Genomic DNA, 21616 nt, shown 5'->3' on the forward strand with positions numbered 1-21616 from the left:
CTTTTACTTATATTAAGACCGCTATCTTTACCATAGAGTTGGTTTAACAACCATGAACCAAAGCATAGACATTAATAAAATAATATAAATCCAAACTGTACGTTTCAGTTTAGCTATGAGCTCTTGCCTTCTATGACCTTCTTCGTGAAATCTCCGAAGTGTCGGGGAAAAGGCACGAGCCAAAAAGAAAAGTGAACAAAACATAATAAAAATTGTCATGATAATCCAAGGTGTTCTCCATGTCCATGGTCCGAAAATGACTAGTAGGATCCCTGATCCTACTAGTACATGACCAGCATGCTTTGCTAGACGAACAACAAATCGGAATGTGTCCAAATGCACGTTAAGTTCGACTTCTTTTGCATGACTCAGTTTTTTTGTTATCGGAAGTAGACTGAAGAAAGGGCCGATTGAAATAATCGCGCTTAAAACATGGGTAAAGATTAAAATCTTATAAAAAAAATGCATACTTACTCGATAACAGGGCTAAATTCATGAACCCAAACTTTCATATGGGGAAGCCAAGGCATCCCAGGATGGTAGGATAGAATGGCTTGTTTGTATTCTTCAACTGTTTCAAAGCCTTCATGTTGAGCATGTTCGTCTGTTAATTCACCTAATGTTTGAGAGTAAACACGGTTAACGATAAATTTTTTATCTTCTAAAACCATAATTTCCCCTACATCTGCGTATCTTCCGTTCCTGCGTGTTGCTGTTTTCTTGCCTTCAATAACTTTATTAACATCTTCCGGCACTGTAACCAATCTCTCAATCGTACATGTTTTTGGTGGTAAAGTATGGTTTAAATCTTGGTTAGACATAAAAAACTCCCTTCAACTTTTTCCTTACTAATGTATCATATTTTTTCATAAAGACGAATTACTTATTTTACGAATAAAATGTAAAAATAGGTGTAAAGCACGAAGAAGTAATAGTAGAGGGGCTCGGATAATAGGAGCTTATGGTGAACCTTATAACAAGTAGTAACATGCCCCGGTTATGCTTACTGGAAAGCACCAGGGACTATCCCTTTGTCTTTTATTAAACAAAACAATATCCACAAACGTTGTCTTCACAATATTTGTGGATGTTATTTTGTTTGAAGAGAAAATCATATTATCCATTCTTTTATAACTACTAATCTGAGGTAATCAGTAACAACCAAACAAATCTGTCAAAAAACATTCACATATACTCAAGAAAGACCCTGCCCATTTTCTTCATTAATTTGTATAAAGACTATGAAAAGTATTTTTTATTGAAGAAAGGAATGTGATAAAGATGGGAAAATATCGAATGGTGCGGACGGGCTTTTGGAAGAATCCGATTGTTATGGAGGAGATGACCCCGGAGGATCGGTATTTTTATCTCTATTTACTTACGAACCCACATACTACTCAAATTGGAATCTATAAAATTACGAAAAAACAAATGGCCTTTGATTTGGGTTATTCCCTTGAGAAGGTTCATTCGTTGATGGAACGATTTTCTTTACATCACAAGCTGATTCAGTACAATCCGGAAACAAGGGAATTGGCAATTAAAAATTGGGGGAAATATAACCTGGGTAAAGGCGGGAAGCCGGTGATGGATTGTATTTTTTCCGAATTGAAGGAAGTGGAGGATGCCTCGCTTGTTGAATATGTGATGGAGTCCATTCTAAAGCACGATATTCGTAGTCTTTATGAATCTTTTTGTGGTAAAAAAGAGATTTTTTCTGATAATGAAGGTGAATTGAATACATATATAGATTTAGGTGACAAAGAGCTAGACGATACACTTCTGCATCAAAATACGATACGGGGACAAAAAGAAAAAGAAGAAGAAAAAGAAAAAGAAAAAGAAAAACAACAACAAAAAGAAAAACAACAACCTCTTTATCCAGATATAGAGAATACTACATACATTCAGCATTATCCATTTGATGTTAAAGACATCGTGGAGTTTTGGGATCAGAACGGATTTGGTTTTTCGAACATAAATGGCAAAAAGCAGCTGTTAGCTTGGTTAGATGATTCTCGTTTTTTACAGCCGAAAGAGTTGATTTTAAAAGCAATGAAGATTGCGTGTGCTAATAACAAGCGAAGGCTGAGTTATGTCGTTGGGATTTTAAAAAACTGGGAGAATGAAGAACTGCTGACGGTTGAAGAAATTGATTCCTATCAGGAGAACGAAAAGCCAAAGACCAGACCATTAACAGCCGGAAGAGATATTCCTGATGAGTTTGAACTCAACTTAACAGCAGGTGAAGATTGATGAGTGTTGCCGAAAAAGCGTTTTTAGGAAGTCTGATGAAGGAGGATTACTTACTAAAGGATGGAGAGATCTAACCTCTCAAGTTGGTCTTAGGCCAGAAGAACCGTCCCAGTGGAGCCTATACTTATTTCAGTAGCAATAGAGAAATTGGGCTTTTTCATACTCCATAAGCATTTTTAAGTTATATTCTAAAACCATGCTTTGACATTGTCTAAAGCATGGTAATTTATTTAAACTAATATAAATCTACTAAGTTGCTTATTTTCAGCTCAGCTATTTATTGAATTCATTAACTGGAAGAAGTATTCAGGTTTATGAGTCTTATTTAGGTTATACCATGAATGTAATGTATCTGGTGCAAATACCTCTAATTTTTTCAATACTTCCATCGCAAATTCCAGAGGAGCTATTCCAGATGCAGTAACTAAATTCGCATCAGATACCGTAGATCCCACCTCATAGAACTTTTCTCCTTTATAGTTAGGACATACCATTTTAGTGTATTCTAAATTATTACTTGTATGCTTTCTAGTATCTAAGTATCCCATATTCGCAAGGGCCTCAGTTGCACCACAAATTGCAGCAACAATAGTGCCAAGCTTTAAAGCTTGGCCAATTCTTTCCAAGATAGGTTGATGAATTTCTTCATTCCAAGTAGTCCCTCCTGGTAAAATTAAAAGATCTTTACTCTCAAGAGTACATTCATCAAGGGAAATATCTGGTTTTATGCTCAGTCCTCCCATAGTAGTAATCATTTCTTTATTAGCTCCTACTGTAATTACTTTTAAAGGTGCTAAATCTTTTTTAAAATATCTTCCTGAGTTTAGTTCAGCAATTAAATATCCATATTCCCAGTCCGACATTGTATTAAATACATAAAGATAAACTTTTTTTGTTTGCATCCTATAACACTCCAATCACAATTGATATAGCCTATTATAAAATAACTCCCCTGACAGCTAACGTCAGGGAAGTTATCATACTTGATGAAATTTTATTAATTCCGATAGAACTTCAATAAGTCTTTTCTTAAGACTAATTGGCTCAATAACTTTAATAGATTTATTGTACGGTAAAAGTAAATAAGGTACATATGTATGTATCATATCTTTTTCAAGAAGAAAAACTGCTTGATTTGAGGTCCGTTCTTGTAAATAATGTCCTAAAAACCAATGTTGGCAAATATCAGCCAATACATTTTTATCCCCACTAATAACCAAAGAAATAATCCCTTCCTTACCTTCTATAGTTGGAAGAAGATTTTTTATAAAAAAGTCACGTGCTGAAAAATTTTCTGGCCGGTTAAACTTATTTTCGGTTAGCATTAGACTATCAATTCGATCTACTCTAAAACTACGGATATCATTCCTAAGATGACAAAATCCAATCACATACCACTTATTATTCCAATAAATAATTCTGTACGGATCGACCAATCTATCATTTAATTGCTTTTCGCCACTTTTATGGTAAAGAATTTTTACTGAGTACCCGTCAGCTAAGGCCTGCTCCAACTCCTTCAAAAAAGATTCCATAGAGTGAGAACTTAATCGACTGATTACTTCAAGACTAGTTAAATGTTGGTTTATCTTTGTTTCCTGCTCTTGATTTGAGTATTTACTTAGTTTTGAAATGGCCCTATTTAGTGCTTCACCTCCATAATATCCGGCTTCTTCTGCAAAAACAGCAGCGTGAAATAGTGAAGTTTGCTCCTCAAAATCAAAAAAAAGAGGAGCCTCAATAAAATGGTTCAATAAAGTGTATCCACCGTTATGTCCTGGTTCTGAAATTATAGGTACACCACTTGTTGAAATGGTATCAATATAACGATACACAGTCCTTATATTAATTTCTAACTTTTCTGAAATTTGTTTTGCAGTAATTTTTTCACCTGAACGAAGCATCCACAGAATCGCTAACATATTGTCAATTTTAGGCATATAATTCCACCTCTATATGAAATTTATCTTCTATTTTCGTTCAGTTGCTGAAATGGCCTTGAAGAATTCTGGGCTAGTAGAACTGACACGTATAAAACCAATTTTCCACAAAATATCACCTCATTTTTGAGATAAGTCTTATGAGACGCTCTTAACTTTGACTTTATCAGTCTCCTACACTTGTATCAATAGAGTACACTCTATTGATATATAATTGAACTAATACTGAATAGTCACAGAAATGAGATGATACTGTATGAAAATGGCGAGAGGTAGAGAATTACTTACACCGGAATAGCGACAAGCCTTTATACAAATTTCTGAAGATTAGTGGGGGCTAGGAAGCTACTACAATTTCCTGACGGTACCCCATAAAGAGAGCAAGGAATCTAGGTCCTAAGCTCTTTTTTATACGGTATGAAAGTCTAAGAAATGCTCTAATAATGCTCTAAATAATGAACATCTCAGAACAGGGGAAAAACGGATGGGAAAGTATATATTAGCCGAAGAAATGGCAGTAATTTGGATTACGAACCAACGGGAAACAACGGTTGTATGGGATTAAAAACATTGGAAAACCCATCTTATAGTTATTTTTTGTAACTACTATTTATTAATCTCAGCATATCACGACCTGAGGACCTTTCCGTTTCCTGATAACCTTCTGCATTATCTATACTAAAGTACAGTTGCTATCCTTATCTTCATTTAACCTATATACTTTATTAGTGTTTACATTTGTGTAAAAATCTCCATCTTTGAGCCTCATCTTGTCCCTCCTCATGTGTAAACTTTATTGTACCCAAGATTTTTTCTTAAACCCTCTTGATACTACCTCAATAATTTCCTACTGCTAGAAAAGCTACTTTTTGTAGAATAAGAAAAAATAGATATCTGATTGGTTGCAAAAATAATTCAAATAGTCCAAAGTAGAAAGCAGCCGTAACCATTATACTTAATTAATATCAAAGATAAATCAATGGTTTTTGCAGTGCAATGAAGGATAATGTAAATAAAGAACACCGATTATAAAACGAAGCTCGTTAAAAATGGGACCAGTAATTTGATCTCTTTACAGGAGTGATAAAAGATGAAAATATATGTTGATGCAGATGCTTGTCCGGTAAAAGATATTGTCATTTCTGAAGGAAGGAAATTAGGAATTCCTGTTATTTTGGTTACTAGCTTTTCTCATTTTTCGACTGCAGAACAACCATCCGGCGTGGAAACCATTTATGTTGATTCCGGTGCAGATGCTGCAGATTATCGAATTATGAAATTAGCAGTGAACGGAGATATGATTATTACTCAAGATTATGGTCTTGCGTCACTAGGATTAGCCAAAGGGGTTATAGTTATCCACCATAAGGGTTTTATGTATAGTAATGAAAACATAGACCAATTGTTACAAACACGATATTTAAGTGCAATGGCTCGAAAAAGCGGAAAGCGAACAAAAGGGCCAAAACCTTTTACAGAAGAAGATCGGGAGGAATTTAGGAGACTTTTTAAACAAGTTATTTCCTCAAAATTATGAAATGGCTAATAACACAAGGGGCTATTTGATAAGTCAAACCACGTCGACTTATCAAACAGCCCCTTAATCTTTATTTAAAACACTTTCGTAGTCCAATCCTCACAATTCCAAATATCAGTCGCAATTTCACGATAGAAGTCAGGTTCATGGGATACCATTAAGATACTTCCGCGATAAGCTTTTAAAGCACGCTTCAGTTCTTCTTTAGCGTCCACATCCAAGTGGTTGGTAGGCTCGTCTAGTATTAATAGATTTGTTTCTGTGTTTAAAATTTTACATAGACGAACTTTGGCTTTTTCGCCACCGGAAAGGACTTCGACTTTACTTTCAATATGTTTTGTCGTTAATCCGCATTTTGCTAGAGCAGCACGGACTTCCGCCTGATTCATACTTGGGAACTCGCTCCAAATCTCTTCAATACAAGTGTTGTAGTTAGACTGTTTAACTTCCTGCTCGAAGTAGCCGATGTGTTGATACTCACCGCGTTCAACTTTACCATCCAGCGGATCAATTAAGCCAAGAATACTTTTTAGAAGAGTAGATTTACCAATACCGTTTGCACCAACAAAAGCAATTTTTTGCCCGCGTTCCATTTTCAGATTCAGAGGGCGTGAAAGTGGTTCATTGTAACCAATCACAAGGTCCTCAGCCGTGAAAATCCAACGACTGGCTGCACGAGCTTCTTTGAAATGAAACTCTGGCTTAGGCTTCTCTCTGCCTAATTCAATCACTTCCATTTTGTCGAGCTTTTTCTGACGAGACATCGCCATATTACGAGTCGCAACACTTGCCTTGTTACGTGCAACGAAATCTTTCAAATCAGCAATTTCTTGTTGTTGACGCTTGTAGGCAGACTCTAGCTGTTGCTTCTTCATTTCATGAACCTTTAAGAAGTTGTCATAGTCACCAACATAACGATTCAGCTCTTGGTTTTCCATGTGATAGATCAAGTTAACAACACTGTTCAAGAATGGAATATCATGTGAAATCAAGATGAATGCATTCTCATATTCCTGTAAATATCGTTTCAACCATTCGATATGTTGCTCATCCAAATAGTTCGTAGGCTCATCTAGTAATAGGATTTCAGGCTTTTCTAGCAAAAGTTTAGCTAGTAAAACTTTCGTACGTTGCCCTCCACTAAGATCATTTACATCTCGATCAAGGCCAACATCGTCTAATCCTAGACCACGAGCAACTTCCTCAACTTTTGAATTAATTTGATAGAAATCATTACTATCTAAAGTTTCCTGTAGTTCCCCAACTTCAGCAAGCAGTGCATCAATATCAGCACCTTCATCGCCCATTTTTCCATATAGTTCATTGATCTCTGCTTCAGCATCAAATAAATATTGAAATGCCGTACTCAAAGCTTCACGCATTGTACTACCTTTTTGAAGAACAGCATGCTGATCCAAATAACCGACACGAACCTTTCTTGACCATTCAACTTTCCCTTCGTCGGGTTGCAACTTACCAGTCACAATATTCATGAAAGTAGACTTACCTTCACCATTTGCCCCAACTAGTCCAACGTGTTCTCCTTTTAAAAGACGAAAAGACACATCATTAAAAATTGCACGGTCACCGAAACCGTGACTTAAATTTTGTACGTTTAATACGCTCATTTTTTATTTACCCCTTATCTAGATATCACATGTGGATATCATACTAAACTTAGACTTAATTTTCTATCTAAAAGTGATTATTTGTATAAAGATAGGAGGTTTTTTTATATGGGAATAATGTATAAAAAATGAAAGAAAAATACTAGTGAATGGGAAGTTTTTAGCAGTGATTTTTTTGGTTATACAAAGTTTGAAAAGTTAAAAATAAACATATACCTATTCATTTGATAAAAAGTACTCAAAAATGGTATAAGTGTAAAGGAGGCAGGGATATTCTGCTTTTTAATCTTGGGATAAGGAATTAACCTGGGATCGATTAATGAGAGGATTTGAATTTAAATATGAAAGAAAATTTTTGGCGTGAATTACCACGACCTTTTTTTATACTAGCACCAATGGAAGAAGTGACGGATGTTGTTTTTCGTCATGTAGTAAGCGCGGCAGCTAGACCGGATGTTTTTTTTACAGAGTTTACGAACAGTGAGAGTTATTGCCATCCAGAGGGAAAACAAAGTGTGCAAGGGCGTTTGACTTTTACAGAGGATGAACAGCCCATTGTAGCCCATATATGGGGGGATAAGCCTGAAAACTTTCGGGAAATGAGTATTGGTATGGCCGAGCTTGGATTTAAGGGAATCGATATCAATATGGGTTGTCCTGTCCCTAATGTAACCCGACATGGAAAGGGAAGCGGACTTATCCTTCGTCCAGAAGTTGCAGCAGAATTAATTCAAGCGGCAAAAGCTGGAGGACTGCCCGTAAGTGTAAAAACAAGACTTGGTTTCACGGAGGTAGACGAATGGCGCGACTGGCTGACACACATTTTGAAACAAGACATCGCTAATCTTTCCATACATTTGCGCACGAGAAAGGAAATGAGCGAAGTAGATGCTCATTGGGAGCTGATTCCAGAGATCAAGAAACTTCGTGACGAGGTGGCACCAGATACCCTTTTAACAATTAATGGAGATATTCTTGACCGTCAAACGGGCTTAAAGCTCGCAGAACAGTATGGTGTGGATGGAGTCATGATAGGGCGTGGAATTTTTAAAAATCCATTTGCCTTTGAAAAAGAGCCGAAAGAGCATAGTAGTAAGGAATTACTTGATCTCTTAAGATTGCATCTGGATCTACATGACCAATATTCAAATTTAAAATTGCGTAAGTTCACCGCTCTACATCGCTTTTTTAAGATCTACGTCAAAGGATTTCCAGGGGCAAATGAATTAAGAATTCAATTAATGAACACCAAGTCAACGGATGAAGCACGTGCTTTGCTTGATAGTTTTGAGTCGTAGTATTTAATTGAATGGGGAGCAGTAGAAATGCCTACATCACCATTCAAGCCACAAAAATACCAACTCATTTTAAAAAAGGCATCTACCCCCAAATTTTGGGGCGTTGCCTTTTACCATTTTCTGCAACAATGAAACACATCTTTTTAACTAACGCAAGTAATCTGAAAGCGTTATAACTGAAGGGCTAAGGCACCATTTTTGCGATATTGAATTGACAGTGGAGATACTTTCCTCGTAGAGTTGCTTATGATGCAAAGTTAAACGGAGGAGAACAAATGCAATTCATTAATCATTTACTTTTGGATATGGAATTAGATCCGTTAACGGTAGAATATCTATCCATTATAATCAAGGTTCTACTAATAGGGCTTATCTGTATCGTAGCCAATTTTATTTCAAAGTACATCGTAATTAGGATTATTACTCGTATCGTTACAAACTCCAAAGTCAAATGGGGTCACATCATCCTGGAAAGAAAAATTTTCCGTAAGTTATCCCATATTGTTCCTTCGATCATTATTTATTCATTTGCTTCAACTTTTCCAGCCTATCAATCAACCATTGAGAATTTGGCTATTGTTTATACGATCATTGTAGGGTTAGTGTTTATACAAAGTTTACTGAATGGATTAAATGATGTTTATCAAACCTTTGAAATATCTAGAGTTAAGCCTATTAAAGGATATATTCAAGTGGTTAACATTATTATCATGATTATCGGGTTTATTTTAGTCATCTCCAACTTAATAGGTAAGAGTCCTCTTCTTCTATTAAGTGGGATTGGTGCTCTCTCGGCCGTTTTGTTGTTAGTATTTAAAGATTCGTTATTAGGACTAGTGGCAGGAATTCAGTTAACAGCCAATGATATGGTTCGAGTTGGGGACTGGATTGAAATGCCGAAGTATGGAGCAGATGGTGACGTGATCGATATTTCGTTAAATACTGTAAAGGTCCAAAACTTTGACAAAACGATCACGATGATCCCAAGCTATGCCCTTATTTCTGATTCATTTATTAACTGGAGAGGGATGCAAAGCTCAGGCGGCAGACGAATCAAGCGCTCTCTGTTCGTCGATACCAGTAGTATTACGTTTTGCACCGAGGAAATGATTGAGAAATTTATAAAAGTGCATTACCTTACAGATTACATTATTCAAAAGGAAAAGGAAATTACTGAGTACAATGTCAAAAACGAAATAGATAGGAACAATCCTGTGAATGGAAGAGCTCTTACGAATATCGGAGTGTTTAGGGCTTACATCTACAATTATCTGAAAAATCATCCTGGTATCAATCAGGATATGTCCTTAATCGTGAGACAGCTGGACCATGATGAACACGGATTGCCTCTTGAAATATATGCGTTTACCAATGACGTACAGTGGGCAGTGTATGAATCTGTTCAATCTGATATTTTTGACCATCTATTTGCGGTTGCACCTGAGTTTGGACTTAGAGTGTTCCAAAATCCATCTGGGGCTGACTTAAGAAACTTGGCAGGAGAATCGAACAAAAAATCCTTGGTTGGTGACAGAAGCTATTGAATGAAGAATCTCGAAACAAAAGCCGACTGTTTTAAATAACACAGTCGGTTTTTTCTAATTCAATTGATAGGAACTCCTTTTTGAGAACATAATTTTTAAGAAATAATGATAGTTGAAAAATGTTTTAAAAAACAAATAAATTCATGGTTAGGAGAACAGTTCATGTTAAACGAATTTAAGAAATTTGCACTAAAAGGTAATGTATTAGATTTGGCAGTCGGAGTGGTTATTGGAGGTGCTTTTGGCAAGATTGTCACTTCTTTAGTAAACGATATCATTATGCCTCTCCTAGGACTCTTAGTGGGTGGAGTTAATTTTACTACTCTACAGTATGTTTATAGTAGAGAAGGAGAAGAGCCAGTAGTTTTAAAATATGGGCAGTTTATACAAACTACATTTGACTTTATCATCATTGCTTTTTCAATATTTATTTTTATAAAAGCAATTAACTCCTTTAAGAAGAAAGAAGAAGAAACTAAACCAGCAGAACCACCAACTCCATCAAAAGAGGAAATTTTGCTAGCGGAAATAAGAGATATTCTAAAACAGAAAGAAACAGAAAATTATAAGTCGTAGATTATTTGACAATATGTATTGATGAAAAAAGGAACTCACTATTAAATACTCGAACAGGTGAGTTCCAATCCTCTAATTTATTTCCTCAATTTTTTCCTGCACTAGATGATTCCTTAATATATAAATCATAAATGTAAGCTACCCATCTACAAGAGTTATTTGTTCGAAGATTGTTTAATAACCCTTGTCTAATAGCCTCACTTAACGTGGGGTTAGTTAAATCATCCAATAACAAAGTTAATGAATCTAGGATGATTACATCTTCTTGTATTTCATCCATTGCTTCTTTTAATAAATTCATGACCTGTTCTTTCGAAATAGCACTCTGCATCTTAGTTTTGATTAAGTATTCTGGAGTTATAAATGGAATAGTTGAGTGTTCGGCTATAATATTGACCTTTTCTACAATTGCCTTACATAATTGATCCACGTCGATTTCATAGTCATCTATAAAGAATAATTCTAAGTAACTCTTTATGAATCCATTAATGGTAAACAGTAGGTCAAGATGCATTTCTTGACGAGTGTATGCAAACTGCTTTTGGATGATGGAAAGGACAGTCTTGTTTACAATAGTTGTGTACATTTGTAATTGAGCAAATAAATCCTGATTAAAGGTAAGTACTTGTTCTTTTATAAAAAACTTTGTGAAATTGGTCTGCTTTTGAAATGTGCTAAATAAAACATCCAGTAAGTTATATAATAATTTGTCTGTCTGTGTTTCATTTCTGACTGACTGTTCAATATCAGATATGATACTACTCATAAAATGGTCGATTAAACTAGTAATCAACTCTTCTTTAGATTTAAAGTAAAGGTAAAAAGCCCCTTTTGAAATGCCACACCGTTCCGTGATTTGCTGAACTGAAGTTGATTCAAAGCCATTCTCAGCAAATAATTCTATTGATTTTTCCATTATGAGAAGTTTTTTAGACATAGTGACACTCCTCCTATTTGATTGACATTTGACCGATTAGTCATTATTATAAAAAAATGTAAGATATAAGTCAATTTAGGGTAGGTGTAATAGTGAAAGGTTTAGTTAATTTTGTCTTGAAAAATAAACTGGCTGTATGGTTACTTACCATTATTGTTACGGTTTCAGGTATTTATTCAGGTACGCGAATGAAAATGGAGTCCATTCCTGATATATCCATTCCTTATTTAATCGTAATGGGTGTATATCCTGGTGCTACTCCTGAGCGTGTCATGGATGAAGTGTCCATTCCGCTGGAAAAAGCAATTGAAGGTCTAGAAGATGTAAAGAAATTGTATTCAAACTCTTCCTCAAACGTATCCCAAATTCAAATCGAATATGAATACGGTATTGATATGGATGAGAAAAAACGTCAGTTAGAATCAGCAATTGACAATGTGAAATTACCAGAAGCGGTTGAAAAGCCTACCATCATGGCCATCAGCATGAACATGATGCCAGTTGTTGCTCTTTCGGTGAGTAGTTCGAAAGAAGATATTGTTGAACTAACATCAACAGTTGAAGATCTTTTATTACCTAAGATTGAAAAGATTGATGGTGTTGCTTCAGCTACGATTACAGGTCAACATATTGAACAAGTTGAATTTAAATTTGATGAAGAAAAAATGGCTTCCCTTGGATTAACAGAAGAAACAGTGAAACAAATGGTTCAAGGAAGTGATATGGCTTTATCTTTAGGTCTTTATGAATTTGACAAAGGAGAAGAAGCCGTAGGAGTTGATGGTGATGTAAAAACGGTTAAGCAATTAAAAGAAATTTTAATTCCTGTCACACCTACAGCTGAAAATCCAGTACCGTTTGTCAAACTTGGTGACATTGCAAAAGTTGAATTGGTTGGTAAAGTTCAATCTGTTTCTCGTACAAACGGGGAAGATGCGATTTCAATCCAAATCGTAAAAGGTCAAGAGGCCAACACTGTAACAGTTGTAAATGCTGTTAAAGATTTACTAGAGGAACAAGAAGCTGCAATCGATGGATTACAGGTTGACATATCCTTAGACCAAGGTAAACCAATTGAAGACTCAGTGTTTTCAATGCTTGAAAAAGCCTTATTCGGTGGTTTATTCGCGATTATTATTATTCTGTTGTTCCTACGAGACTTTAAATCTACTATTATATCAATCATTTCGATTCCAGTTTCCATCTTTATGGCTTTACTTTTATTAAACTGGATGGATATAACGTTAAATATTATGACCTTAGGGGCGATTACGGTTGCCATCGGTCGTGTAATTGATGATTCAATTGTAGTAGTAGAAAATATTTATCGACGTATGTATTTAAAAGAAGAAAAGCTCCGTGGGAGAGCATTAATTCGTGAAGCCACCATTGAAATGTTTAAACCAATCCTTTCTTCTACATTAGTAACCGTTGCCGTATTCGCACCACTTATTTTTGTAGGCGGTATGGTTGGTGAATTGTTCATGCCGTTTGCGTTGACGATGTCATTTGCACTAGGTGCTTCATTACTTGTAGCGATTTCAATCGTACCAGCGCTTTCACATTTCTTGTTCCGTAAGAACCTTTATGGAGAGAAAACAGAGAAAAGCCATAAAGAAGTTGGCAAACTATCACTATGGTATAAGGGTGTTCTAGAAAAAGCGTTAAATCATAAAATTATTACTTCATTGATTGCGATTGTTTTATTAGTTGGTTCACTTGCTTTAACTCCTCTAATCGGATTTAGTTTCATGGGCTCTTCAGAAGAGAAGGTTATGTACTTGACCTATACTCCAAAGGCAGGAGAGTTAAAAGAAGAGACGGAAGCTAATATCGAAGAAGTTGAAAAAGAACTATTAAAACGTGAAGATATTGATATTGTTCAATTATCTATTACGGATCCTGAAAATATTGATCCTTCTGCTATGATGATGGGTGGCGGAGGCGGTGCATTAATGTACTTAATCTTTGACCCAGAAATGGATGACTTCCCTGAAGCTAGAGAAGAAGTGGAAGAGTATATATTTAACATTGGTCAGTCAGGTGAGTGGAAAACTCAAAACTTTAGTGCATCTTCTATGTCTTCAAACGAAGTGAGCTATACTCTTTATAGCGAAGATTTAAATGATTTAATGAAGGCAGTAAAGCAAGTTGAAGGTGCATTTAAAGAGGTTAAAAACTTAAAAGATGTAAAATCGGATGCTGAAGATCCATATGTTGAAAATGTCTTTGAAGTTTCACAAGATCATGTAATTAAATATGGTTTAACTACAGCACAAATTGTTATGGCCTTATCCAATTCTGGAGCTAAAGAAGTGTTAACAACACTTGAAAATGATGGGGATGAAATTGAGGTTGTTATTCAACGAGATGCAAAGACAGCTCCAAAATCAGTTAAGGATTTATTAAAAACAGAAATTCAAACAGCTCTAGGGACTACGGTTCCGTTGTCTGAATTAGTGACTGTAAAAGAAGGAACAACGTTAAATACACTAACTCGTTCTGCTGGAGAATACAATGCAACCGTTTCAGGTACGATTGTTGGAGATGATATCTCGGTAGCATCTTCTGAAGTGGATGAGAAAGTAAAAGACCTTGATTTACCTAAAGGAGTAACCACTAGTGTTACTGGAGTTACAGCCGATATGGTTGAAACATTCACTCAATTAGGAATTGCCATGCTTGCAGCGATTTTAATTGTGTACTTTATTTTAGTAGTTACGTTTGGTGAAGGTTTAGCACCATTTGCTATCCTATTCTCTTTACCATTTACGGTAATCGGTTCATTTGTAGGATTATTTATTACCGATCACACAATTTCAGTACAAGTAATGATGGGTCTATTAATGTTGATTGGGATTGTTGTAACAAATGCAATCGTACTAGTAGACCGAATTATTCATATGGAACGTGATGGTTTATCGATGCGAGAAGCTATTCTTGAAGCAGGTGCCACTCGTTTACGTCCGATCTTAATGACGGCAATCGCAACTATCGGTGCAATGCTTCCAATGGCACTTGGTGTTGGTGGTGGCGGAGGTCTTATGTCAGCAGACCTTGCGATTACTGTAATTGGTGGACTATTAAGTTCAACCTTATTAACGCTTGTTATCGTACCAATTGTTTATGAAATTTTCTCAAAGATGTTGAAGAAAAATCGTAAAGAGATTGTAGAAGATTAATAGAAGAAGGTGTCTCGATCATTTTCGGGGCACCTTTTTGCTGTTTTGTATCATCCAACAATTAGCTTTCCCTCTTCCTTTTTTCGACAATTTTAGCAAATTCTCTTCCTTTTTATTCACATTTTGTACATAATATAGAAAATAGGTAATTTATATTATAAAAATACTTTAAATAGTAAAAAAGAATCACCTTCTTTCATTCTCCTTCTGAAAAACAACTGTATAAATAATTTCACATAAAAACAGTTTTTACACTCATTTCGAAAAGATAACTGAATCCAATAAATTAAAAACAATGCGTATAAACAAAGTAAACCATCAAAAGGAGTGAAACTTATCGTGGTTACTAATCTAAACATCAATTTGGAGGAAGAGCTTCTAAAAGAAAATAATTTTGAAAATTTCTCATTACATTATCAGCCTAAAGTAAATATTCAGACAGGAAATATTTCTGGGGTAGAAGCATTGTTAAGATGGAAGCATCCGGAGCATGGTTGGATTTCACCCGTTCAGTTTATTCCACTAGCGGAGAAAACGAGATTTATTATTCCGTTAGGAAAGTGGGTCATTGAACACACTTTTAAGCAATTAAGGTTATGGAATGAATCCCTATCTAAGCCATTAAGTATGGCTATTAATCTATCATTAATTCAATTTGAAGACCCCGAGTTAATCCATTTTATTCAAATGATGATAGAAAAATATTCTATTGCTCCTAAGTTAGTCGAATTTGAATTAACTGAAAGTGTCATGATTCAAAACTTATTGAGTATCAAGAGCCAGCTTTTTGCTATGAACCGTATGGGAGTTCGAATTGCGCTTGATGACTTTGGCGTTGGCTATTCCTCGTTATCTTCACTTAAGGATTTACCTATTCATACTTTAAAGCTAGACAAGTCCTTTATTAGTGAGGTAGAAACAGAATTAAATCACCAAAACATCATCAAAGGTATTATTCAAATTGCGAAGTCTTTGCAGCTAAATATAGTGGCAGAAGGTGTAGAAAATGAGGAGCAACTAAAAGTACTTAAAGATGTAGATTGTCATCAATATCAAGGCTTTTACTATAGCCCACCTTTAGCAAAGGCAGAGTTTGAAAACTTGTTAATTCAGTCAAGCAATCATATTAAAAAGAAGAAAGAATGTAGTCAAAAGAAGATTGAAGTACCTAATCATGATATGGGTCATTCTTTTATCTTACAAGAGCTATTGGTTGAAAAAGGTTATTACGGTGAAATTTATAAGGGGTATATACCTTATAAAGATATGGATGTTATTGTCTTGAAGATTTCGGGACAGATGGCCACTTTTATTGAAGAGGGGCATATTCACAATAAGGCAAATAAATTATCCACCTGTCCGTCTATGCTTAGACTAATAGACTTGATTCGTACAGATGATGAACTATTTATCATATATGAATATTTTAAAGAAATGAAACCGCTATCAGTTTACCTAACGGAAGGCACATATGACCAGAAAATTAACTTAATGTTAAGAATCACAGAAGCGACCGATGAACTTCATTCTAGGTTAATGTGGCATGGTTCACTAATACCGGAATATATTTGGGTCCTTCCGACGAATGAAATAAAGTTAATGACTATGCTATTTCCTTCGACCATACAATTGCTTAATGCTATTAGTGTGGAAGAAAATCCTTTCTTTGCGCCCGAACTACTTAAGATGCATCCGATTGATTCAAGGTCTGACATATATAATCTAGGTTACACATTTTTACTTTTACTGATAGGGAGTAAAGAGCCGGTTAAAGAAAGCCTGACACCTTCTGATTACGATAAGAGAATACCAGATCAATTAGATAGAATTATTTTAAAGATGCTCCATCATAAGCCGTCAAAGCGATATCAATGGATAAAACAAATGCTAAAAGAGCTTCATCTGTTAATGGGGAATTCTAATAGTGATGTGAAAATAGAAAAAAACTACGGATCCGTTCACCTTTTCTACTCAGAATTTATTGGCAGAAAAAAAGAGGTAGAAGAAGTAGAGAGTTTTTATCAAAAAGTCATTAATGGAAGTAAACCATCTATGTTAATTATGGGACAAGAGGGACTAGGTAGAAGACGGTTGATTTATGAGGTTAGCGGCACATACAGTAATATTGGTTATTTAAGTGGGACGGCAAAAGGAGCCTCTCTAAGTGCAATCGAAGAAATTGTAGCAAAATGTTTAGTTTACTCTTTAAATTCCGAAGAAAAGAGGAAAATGGCGAAGTCTTACTTGCCTACATTATCCTCCATATTCCCAAGTATTAAAAGAAAGTATGAAAAGGAATTTACTCTTACTAATAAGAACTTTAATGGATGTATAAAGGGAGTCTTACAGGGTTTTCTTTTAGAGTACCTCAATACTTCTAACAATCCGATTGTTTTGGAGATTTATGATGCTCATAAAGTTGATGAAATATCAAACAGCATCTTCAATCATATACTAGCATCTTCAAAAGGGAAAATAGGGATAATAGCTATCTCAAAACCTAGTGAGACCATATTAATGAAAGAATGGGTTACGAATATACTAGATCTTGCTCCTCTTTCAAAGGATGAGTTAATTCAATGTTTGGATACAAAGCTAGGGTCCAACGACTTTATTGATACAGAATTTGTTACTTGGATAGACTTTCATTCTAAAGGGCTGTTAGAGAGAGCATTTTATATCTTAGATTATTTAGCTGACACAAAGCAAATCTATTTAGAAGATTTTAAGTGGAGATTGTCTGTCAGTCCATCTAATCTCGAGGTACCATTCTCAGATCTTACATTATTTCATTATCATATTGAACAACTAGATCCATTATCTAGAAAAGTTTGTAATGTGATTTCCCTTTTCCGGTCGTTCTTGAATAAGGAAGAGGCGGTATTTAAGGCATTACAAAGGGTTTGTTGTATAGATGATTACTCAGATTTATTAACAATTATTAATATGCTTGAAACAAAAGGGATCTTGTTAGAAATGATGACTCACTATCAATTCCCGTCAATGGAGGAAAAGAAACGAGTATATCAAACGATTCCTAAAGAGGAGATAGCTCAATTACACATAAACTTAGCAGAGTCACTCTTAGCAGAAGGTGTAAAAGAATTAAGCGAACTCGCTTATCTTTTTGAGAAAGGGAAGGACTGGAAGAGGGCAGTTGCTTATTATATTTGTGATGCAAGGCTGTGCTATCGAAATCAAATGTATCAAGATGCATTAGATACATTTGAAAAGGCATCTGTGATCTATATTAGTTTTATTAATAAAGAGATACCATTCACTTATTTAAAACTTCAGGCAAAAATTCTAGATAAAATTGGAGGGACAAAAGACTGCTTGAGGTTAAACCTCCAAATTTTTGAAAAAACAGGCTCGCTTAAAGCATTAAATAATTTTGCAGTAGACTGTTTAAATACACATCAAACCAATTTACTAGAACCATATATTTCAGTATTTGAAAAAGGAATAAAAGATAAAAATAATTCCCTTTCTGTACAAGTTGAAAGCAGAATTGTCATTGGTTTTTATTATATGCAAGAAGGAAAGTATGAGAAGTTATATGAGTTATTTGCTTTTTATGAGGAAAACAGAGGGCTTTTAAAAAGTAAATTAAAACCTAGGAAATATGTTAAATGGTTATACAACTTATATGTTCTTTTGTCATATATACCTTACGAGGATGAAAAAACGAATAAATTCATTTATCTTCTGTATGAAGTATTATCACTGGCTGAAAAGTATAATTTAAAAACTTATCAAACTAGTGCCTATAATTTACTCGGGATATATGAGTTAACTAAGGATATGCAAAAAGCAAAAGATTACTTTTTGAAATCATTCAGTAGCTCTCAAGTAATGGGGAATGTAAGTAACGAATTAACTGCTTCCATAAATTTAATAGATTGTTATATAAGCTTAGGAGATTTTTATCAAGCAAATAAGTTTATAGAAAATGCTGATAGAATTTCGGCTAATGAAGGCTACAAAAAAATCACATTAATGATGGGAAAGGCATCTTATCAGAGAGAAATGGGTCAATATATTAAGGCAGAGCAATATTTGAAGGAAGCCTTACTAATAGCAAAAAGAAATGGTCAACTTCAAGAAAGAGATGAGGCCTATATTTTATTGTTCACCGTCATTATTGAGCAGAAAAATAGAAAAAAGGCTAAGAGACTTTGGCCAGTAATTAACCATATATGTGGCAGACGCGGACTTGAAAATGAAAAACTATTAATTAAAAGTAAGTATAACTTTTTATATGAACGTTTCGAACTAGTAAGAGATGATCTAACTCAATTAATCAATATCCCTTCCATTTCTATTACTAACCGAATAGCAGCACATCTAATGCTTATAGAGGCTCTTATTAAATTAAATCAGTTGGATGAAAGCTATGAAATGGCTAACCAATTATATACCATTATTATGGAAAGCTCGTACTACGGAGCATTAGGAAAGTTTCATTTTCTTAAAGCAAAAATATTATTAGAAAAGAATGAATTCATTGAGTGTAATCTATACTTACAGAAGTCTTTAAAGTGGATGAGGAAGTATAATCAGCAAAAGAACTTAAAAGAAGTATATGAATTTAATTTAAGAATTAAGGATAGTGTTAAAACAACATTTATTAGTAGTTTAGGTGAATTAAGCTCAAGCCTACTTCCTTTAGAACAAAAGAATATAGAGAAGAAGCAAAGTAAGGTTATAGAAATATTTGACCAAGTTAATAAAGAGAATAATGATATGATTGAAAAAATAGTGTATAACGAGCTGCTGCTTGATAGTATGAAACGTATTAAGTCAACTTTTGATATTTATACATTATCAAAAAGTATCGCGGCTATCCTATTTGAAAACTTGTTATTTGATCAATTTCATATGAAGATCATTCAATCGCATTATTCTTATAATAATAGAATCACTCTTAATGACCAGCTTCAAGTGCATGAAGAGGAAAATGAAGAGTTAGAGGAAATACTCAAAGTAAAAATGAATACTCCTAAAATGGTTCAAGGGACCTCATCGAACTATTATATTTTACCAATCTGTTCTAAAGAGACAGAAGAGGTAATTGCACTCGTTTCCTTAGAGAACTATAACTTTAATGAATTTAGCTCTCAAGACAAAAAATTTATCACAGACTTATTTGAAGCGATATCAAGTCAAATTGAGAATAATGTTTTATATCAAACATTAATAACGGACGATTTAACAGGTTTATATAAAAGAAATTATTTTATGAAACGGTTAGAAGAGGAATTCAGTAAATGCATTAGATATAAACATGACCTCTCATTCTTAATGATAGACTTAGACAATTTTAGGTTTATCAATAATACTTTTGGGCATCAGGAAGGAGATTCTGTACTAAAAAGAGTATGTGAATCCTTACAGAACTCAATAAGAAGAACGGATATTGCAGGTAGGTATGGTGGAGAAGAATTTATCGTTATATTGCCTAATACGAGTGGTACAGAGGCAAAAGAGGTTGCTGAAAGGATATTAGGGGTATTTAGAAATTTAGGAGTCCTTCAAAATCATTATAAAGTTTCTGCTAGTATTGGAATCTCTTGCTTTAAACTAGACCAAGTAAAAGATCATCTTGAATTAATTAAGAAAGCAGATTATGCAGAGCTTGAAGCAAAACGAAACGGAAAAGATCAGATTATTTGTTCTTGGGAAATATAAATGCAAAGTGATAGTGGAGACTAGGTAGCATTTCTGCCATAGTCTCCTTTTTTTTACTAGAATGAGAGTGTATTAAAGGGTATATTAACCAATAAATAGAATATTAAAGCGATACTCATAAGTAAAAGCTGGAGGATTATATATAATGATTACTGAATTAAAAAAGGAAGAGTACTATAAATGTAAACCAATTATAAATGTAAACGGTCAAGCAGAGGTTAAAGCCATTGTGGATGGAAATAGTCCAGGAAGAATCTTTGTTGATAATGTTGACTCACCGAAGTCAGGGCTTATATGGCAAGGGAATAACGATGGTTTCTATTTTATTGGAGATGAGAACAATGAAGAGTTTAACAAAAATTTAAATCAACTGATTGAAACAGTGATTGCACCTCAGGCAAGGGAAATGAACTTAGAATGGTTTGAAGGTATAAGTAATCATCCGGGATGGTATGTAACCATTAAAGAGGTATTTGCCCATAAAACATTAGGTAGTTGGAATCAAAAGGTTTTTACTTTAGAGGAGAAAAATTATCAACTACAAAATGAGAAAGACATTGAAGCGAACTACGAGATTAAAAGAATTACTCGAGAATTATATTATGATCAATCTATAATCAACCTCGAGTTTTTGCATGCTAAGCTTCATGATTTCTGGCCAAACCCAGAGGACTTTTTCGATAAAGGTAAGGGGTTTTGCGCTATGTATGAAAATAAAGTTGTCAGTGTATGTTTCTCAGCCTTAATTTATGAACAATATCATTGTGTAGACATAGAGACATTGAAAGACCATAGAGGTAAGAAACTTGCTCAAAAGGTCGCACACTATTTTGTTAGAGAATGCCTAGAACATAAATTAACTCCATACTGGGACTGCATGGAAGGAAACAAACCATCTGTCGCCCTAGCAGAAGGGTTAGGATTTACGAACTCGTTTAATTATGTTGGGTATGAGTTTTCACTAAAATAGTTACCCTATACACACTAGAATAATAGTGATTGAAGGAAAAGGATAATTGTTATAGAT

The 21616-nt window shown here is 34.6% G+C and carries 14 protein-coding genes; 8 read left to right on the plus strand and 6 right to left on the minus strand.

The window, feature by feature from the left end; translation table 11 throughout:
• Positions 1-27: 27 nt before the first annotated feature.
• Positions 28-468, minus strand: coding sequence for a hypothetical protein (locus SM124_RS17660; protein WP_322447844.1), 441 nt, complete (start codon positions 466-468; stop codon positions 28-30).
• A 2-nt stretch (positions 469-470) separates the two neighbouring features.
• A complete protein-coding gene (locus SM124_RS17665; protein ID WP_322447845.1) occupies positions 471-821 on the minus strand; it encodes an ASCH domain-containing protein in 351 nt (116 codons plus the stop codon).
• 460 nt (positions 822-1281) lie between these two features.
• Between SM124_RS17665 and SM124_RS17670 the strand changes: the two genes are divergently transcribed.
• Positions 1282-2256, plus strand: coding sequence for a DnaD domain protein (locus tag SM124_RS17670; protein WP_322447846.1), 975 nt, complete (start codon positions 1282-1284; stop codon positions 2254-2256).
• A 269-nt stretch (positions 2257-2525) separates the two neighbouring features.
• On the opposite strand, the gene SM124_RS17675 is transcribed toward SM124_RS17670, so the two are convergent.
• Positions 2526-3158 carry a type 1 glutamine amidotransferase family protein gene (locus SM124_RS17675; protein WP_322447847.1) on the minus strand — a complete coding sequence of 211 codons (633 nt, stop codon included), beginning with the start codon at positions 3156-3158 and terminating at the stop codon, positions 2526-2528.
• A gap of 75 nt (positions 3159-3233) precedes the next feature.
• Positions 3234-4196, minus strand: coding sequence for a helix-turn-helix transcriptional regulator (locus tag SM124_RS17680; RefSeq protein WP_322447848.1), 963 nt, complete (start codon positions 4194-4196; stop codon positions 3234-3236).
• Between the two features lie 1090 nt (positions 4197-5286).
• On the opposite strand from SM124_RS17680, the gene SM124_RS17685 reads away from it, so the two are divergent.
• A complete protein-coding gene (locus SM124_RS17685; RefSeq protein ID WP_322447849.1) occupies positions 5287-5733 on the plus strand; it encodes a YaiI/YqxD family protein in 447 nt (148 codons plus the stop codon).
• Between the two features lie 74 nt (positions 5734-5807).
• Here SM124_RS17685 and SM124_RS17690 read toward each other — a convergent pair whose 3' ends face one another.
• Positions 5808-7361: an ABC-F family ATP-binding cassette domain-containing protein gene (locus SM124_RS17690; protein ID WP_322447850.1), complete on the minus strand. Its 1554-nt coding sequence runs from the start codon at positions 7359-7361 to the stop codon at positions 5808-5810.
• Between the two features lie 341 nt (positions 7362-7702).
• Between SM124_RS17690 and SM124_RS17695 the strand changes: the two genes are divergently transcribed.
• From SM124_RS17695 to mscL, 3 genes are all read left to right on the plus strand, one after another.
• Entirely contained in the window at positions 7703-8659 is a 957-nt protein-coding gene (locus tag SM124_RS17695; protein WP_322447851.1) for a tRNA dihydrouridine synthase, read from the plus strand.
• 275 nt (positions 8660-8934) lie between these two features.
• A complete protein-coding gene (locus SM124_RS17700) occupies positions 8935-10203 on the plus strand; it encodes a mechanosensitive ion channel family protein (RefSeq protein ID WP_322447852.1) in 1269 nt (422 codons plus the stop codon).
• A 162-nt stretch (positions 10204-10365) separates the two neighbouring features.
• Positions 10366-10779 carry a large-conductance mechanosensitive channel protein MscL gene (mscL, locus tag SM124_RS17705; RefSeq protein ID WP_322447853.1) on the plus strand — a complete coding sequence of 138 codons (414 nt, stop codon included), beginning with the start codon at positions 10366-10368 and terminating at the stop codon, positions 10777-10779.
• Positions 10780-10864: 85 nt separating this feature from the next.
• Here the strand turns inward: mscL and SM124_RS17710 are convergent, their stop codons facing one another.
• A complete protein-coding gene (locus tag SM124_RS17710; RefSeq protein ID WP_322447854.1) occupies positions 10865-11716 on the minus strand; it encodes a TetR/AcrR family transcriptional regulator in 852 nt (283 codons plus the stop codon).
• A 92-nt stretch (positions 11717-11808) separates the two neighbouring features.
• On the opposite strand from SM124_RS17710, the gene SM124_RS17715 reads away from it, so the two are divergent.
• The 3 genes from SM124_RS17715 to SM124_RS17725 all read left to right on the plus strand — a co-directional run bounded on the left by SM124_RS17715 (position 11809) and on the right by SM124_RS17725 (position 21559).
• Positions 11809-14898 (plus strand): efflux RND transporter permease subunit, encoded by a 3090-nt coding sequence (locus SM124_RS17715; RefSeq protein ID WP_322447855.1) that lies wholly within the window; start codon positions 11809-11811, stop codon positions 14896-14898.
• A 339-nt stretch (positions 14899-15237) separates the two neighbouring features.
• Positions 15238-20589, plus strand: coding sequence for an EAL domain-containing protein (locus tag SM124_RS17720; protein ID WP_322447856.1), 5352 nt, complete (start codon positions 15238-15240; stop codon positions 20587-20589).
• A 145-nt stretch (positions 20590-20734) separates the two neighbouring features.
• A complete protein-coding gene (locus SM124_RS17725; RefSeq protein WP_322447857.1) occupies positions 20735-21559 on the plus strand; it encodes a GNAT family N-acetyltransferase in 825 nt (274 codons plus the stop codon).
• Positions 21560-21616 lie beyond the last annotated feature (57 nt).

It is taken from the genome of Robertmurraya mangrovi (assembly GCF_034427655.1).
Lineage (GTDB): Bacteria > Bacillota > Bacilli > Bacillales > Cytobacillaceae > Robertmurraya_A > Robertmurraya_A mangrovi.

Excerpts from the sequence above, each read along its gene's own strand:
- SM124_RS17700 (WP_322447852.1), top strand. The coding sequence starts at position 8,935 with ATGCAATTCATTAATCATTTACTTTTGGATATGGAATTAGATCCGTTA.
- mscL (WP_322447853.1), top strand. The coding sequence starts at position 10,366 with ATGTTAAACGAATTTAAGAAATTTGCACTAAAAGGTAATGTATTAGAT.
- SM124_RS17665 (WP_322447845.1), bottom strand. The coding sequence starts at position 821 with ATGTCTAACCAAGATTTAAACCATACTTTACCACCAAAAACATGTACG.
- SM124_RS17680 (WP_322447848.1), bottom strand. The coding sequence starts at position 4,196 with ATGCCTAAAATTGACAATATGTTAGCGATTCTGTGGATGCTTCGTTCA.
- SM124_RS17690 (WP_322447850.1), bottom strand. The coding sequence starts at position 7,361 with ATGAGCGTATTAAACGTACAAAATTTAAGTCACGGTTTCGGTGACCGT.
- SM124_RS17660 (WP_322447844.1), bottom strand. The coding sequence starts at position 468 with ATGCATTTTTTTTATAAGATTTTAATCTTTACCCATGTTTTAAGCGCG.
- SM124_RS17725 (WP_322447857.1), top strand. The coding sequence starts at position 20,735 with ATGATTACTGAATTAAAAAAGGAAGAGTACTATAAATGTAAACCAATT.
- SM124_RS17695 (WP_322447851.1), top strand. The coding sequence starts at position 7,703 with ATGAAAGAAAATTTTTGGCGTGAATTACCACGACCTTTTTTTATACTA.
- SM124_RS17685 (WP_322447849.1), top strand. The coding sequence starts at position 5,287 with ATGAAAATATATGTTGATGCAGATGCTTGTCCGGTAAAAGATATTGTC.
- SM124_RS17675 (WP_322447847.1), bottom strand. The coding sequence starts at position 3,158 with ATGCAAACAAAAAAAGTTTATCTTTATGTATTTAATACAATGTCGGAC.
- SM124_RS17710 (WP_322447854.1), bottom strand. The coding sequence starts at position 11,716 with ATGTCTAAAAAACTTCTCATAATGGAAAAATCAATAGAATTATTTGCT.
- SM124_RS17670 (WP_322447846.1), top strand. The coding sequence starts at position 1,282 with ATGGGAAAATATCGAATGGTGCGGACGGGCTTTTGGAAGAATCCGATT.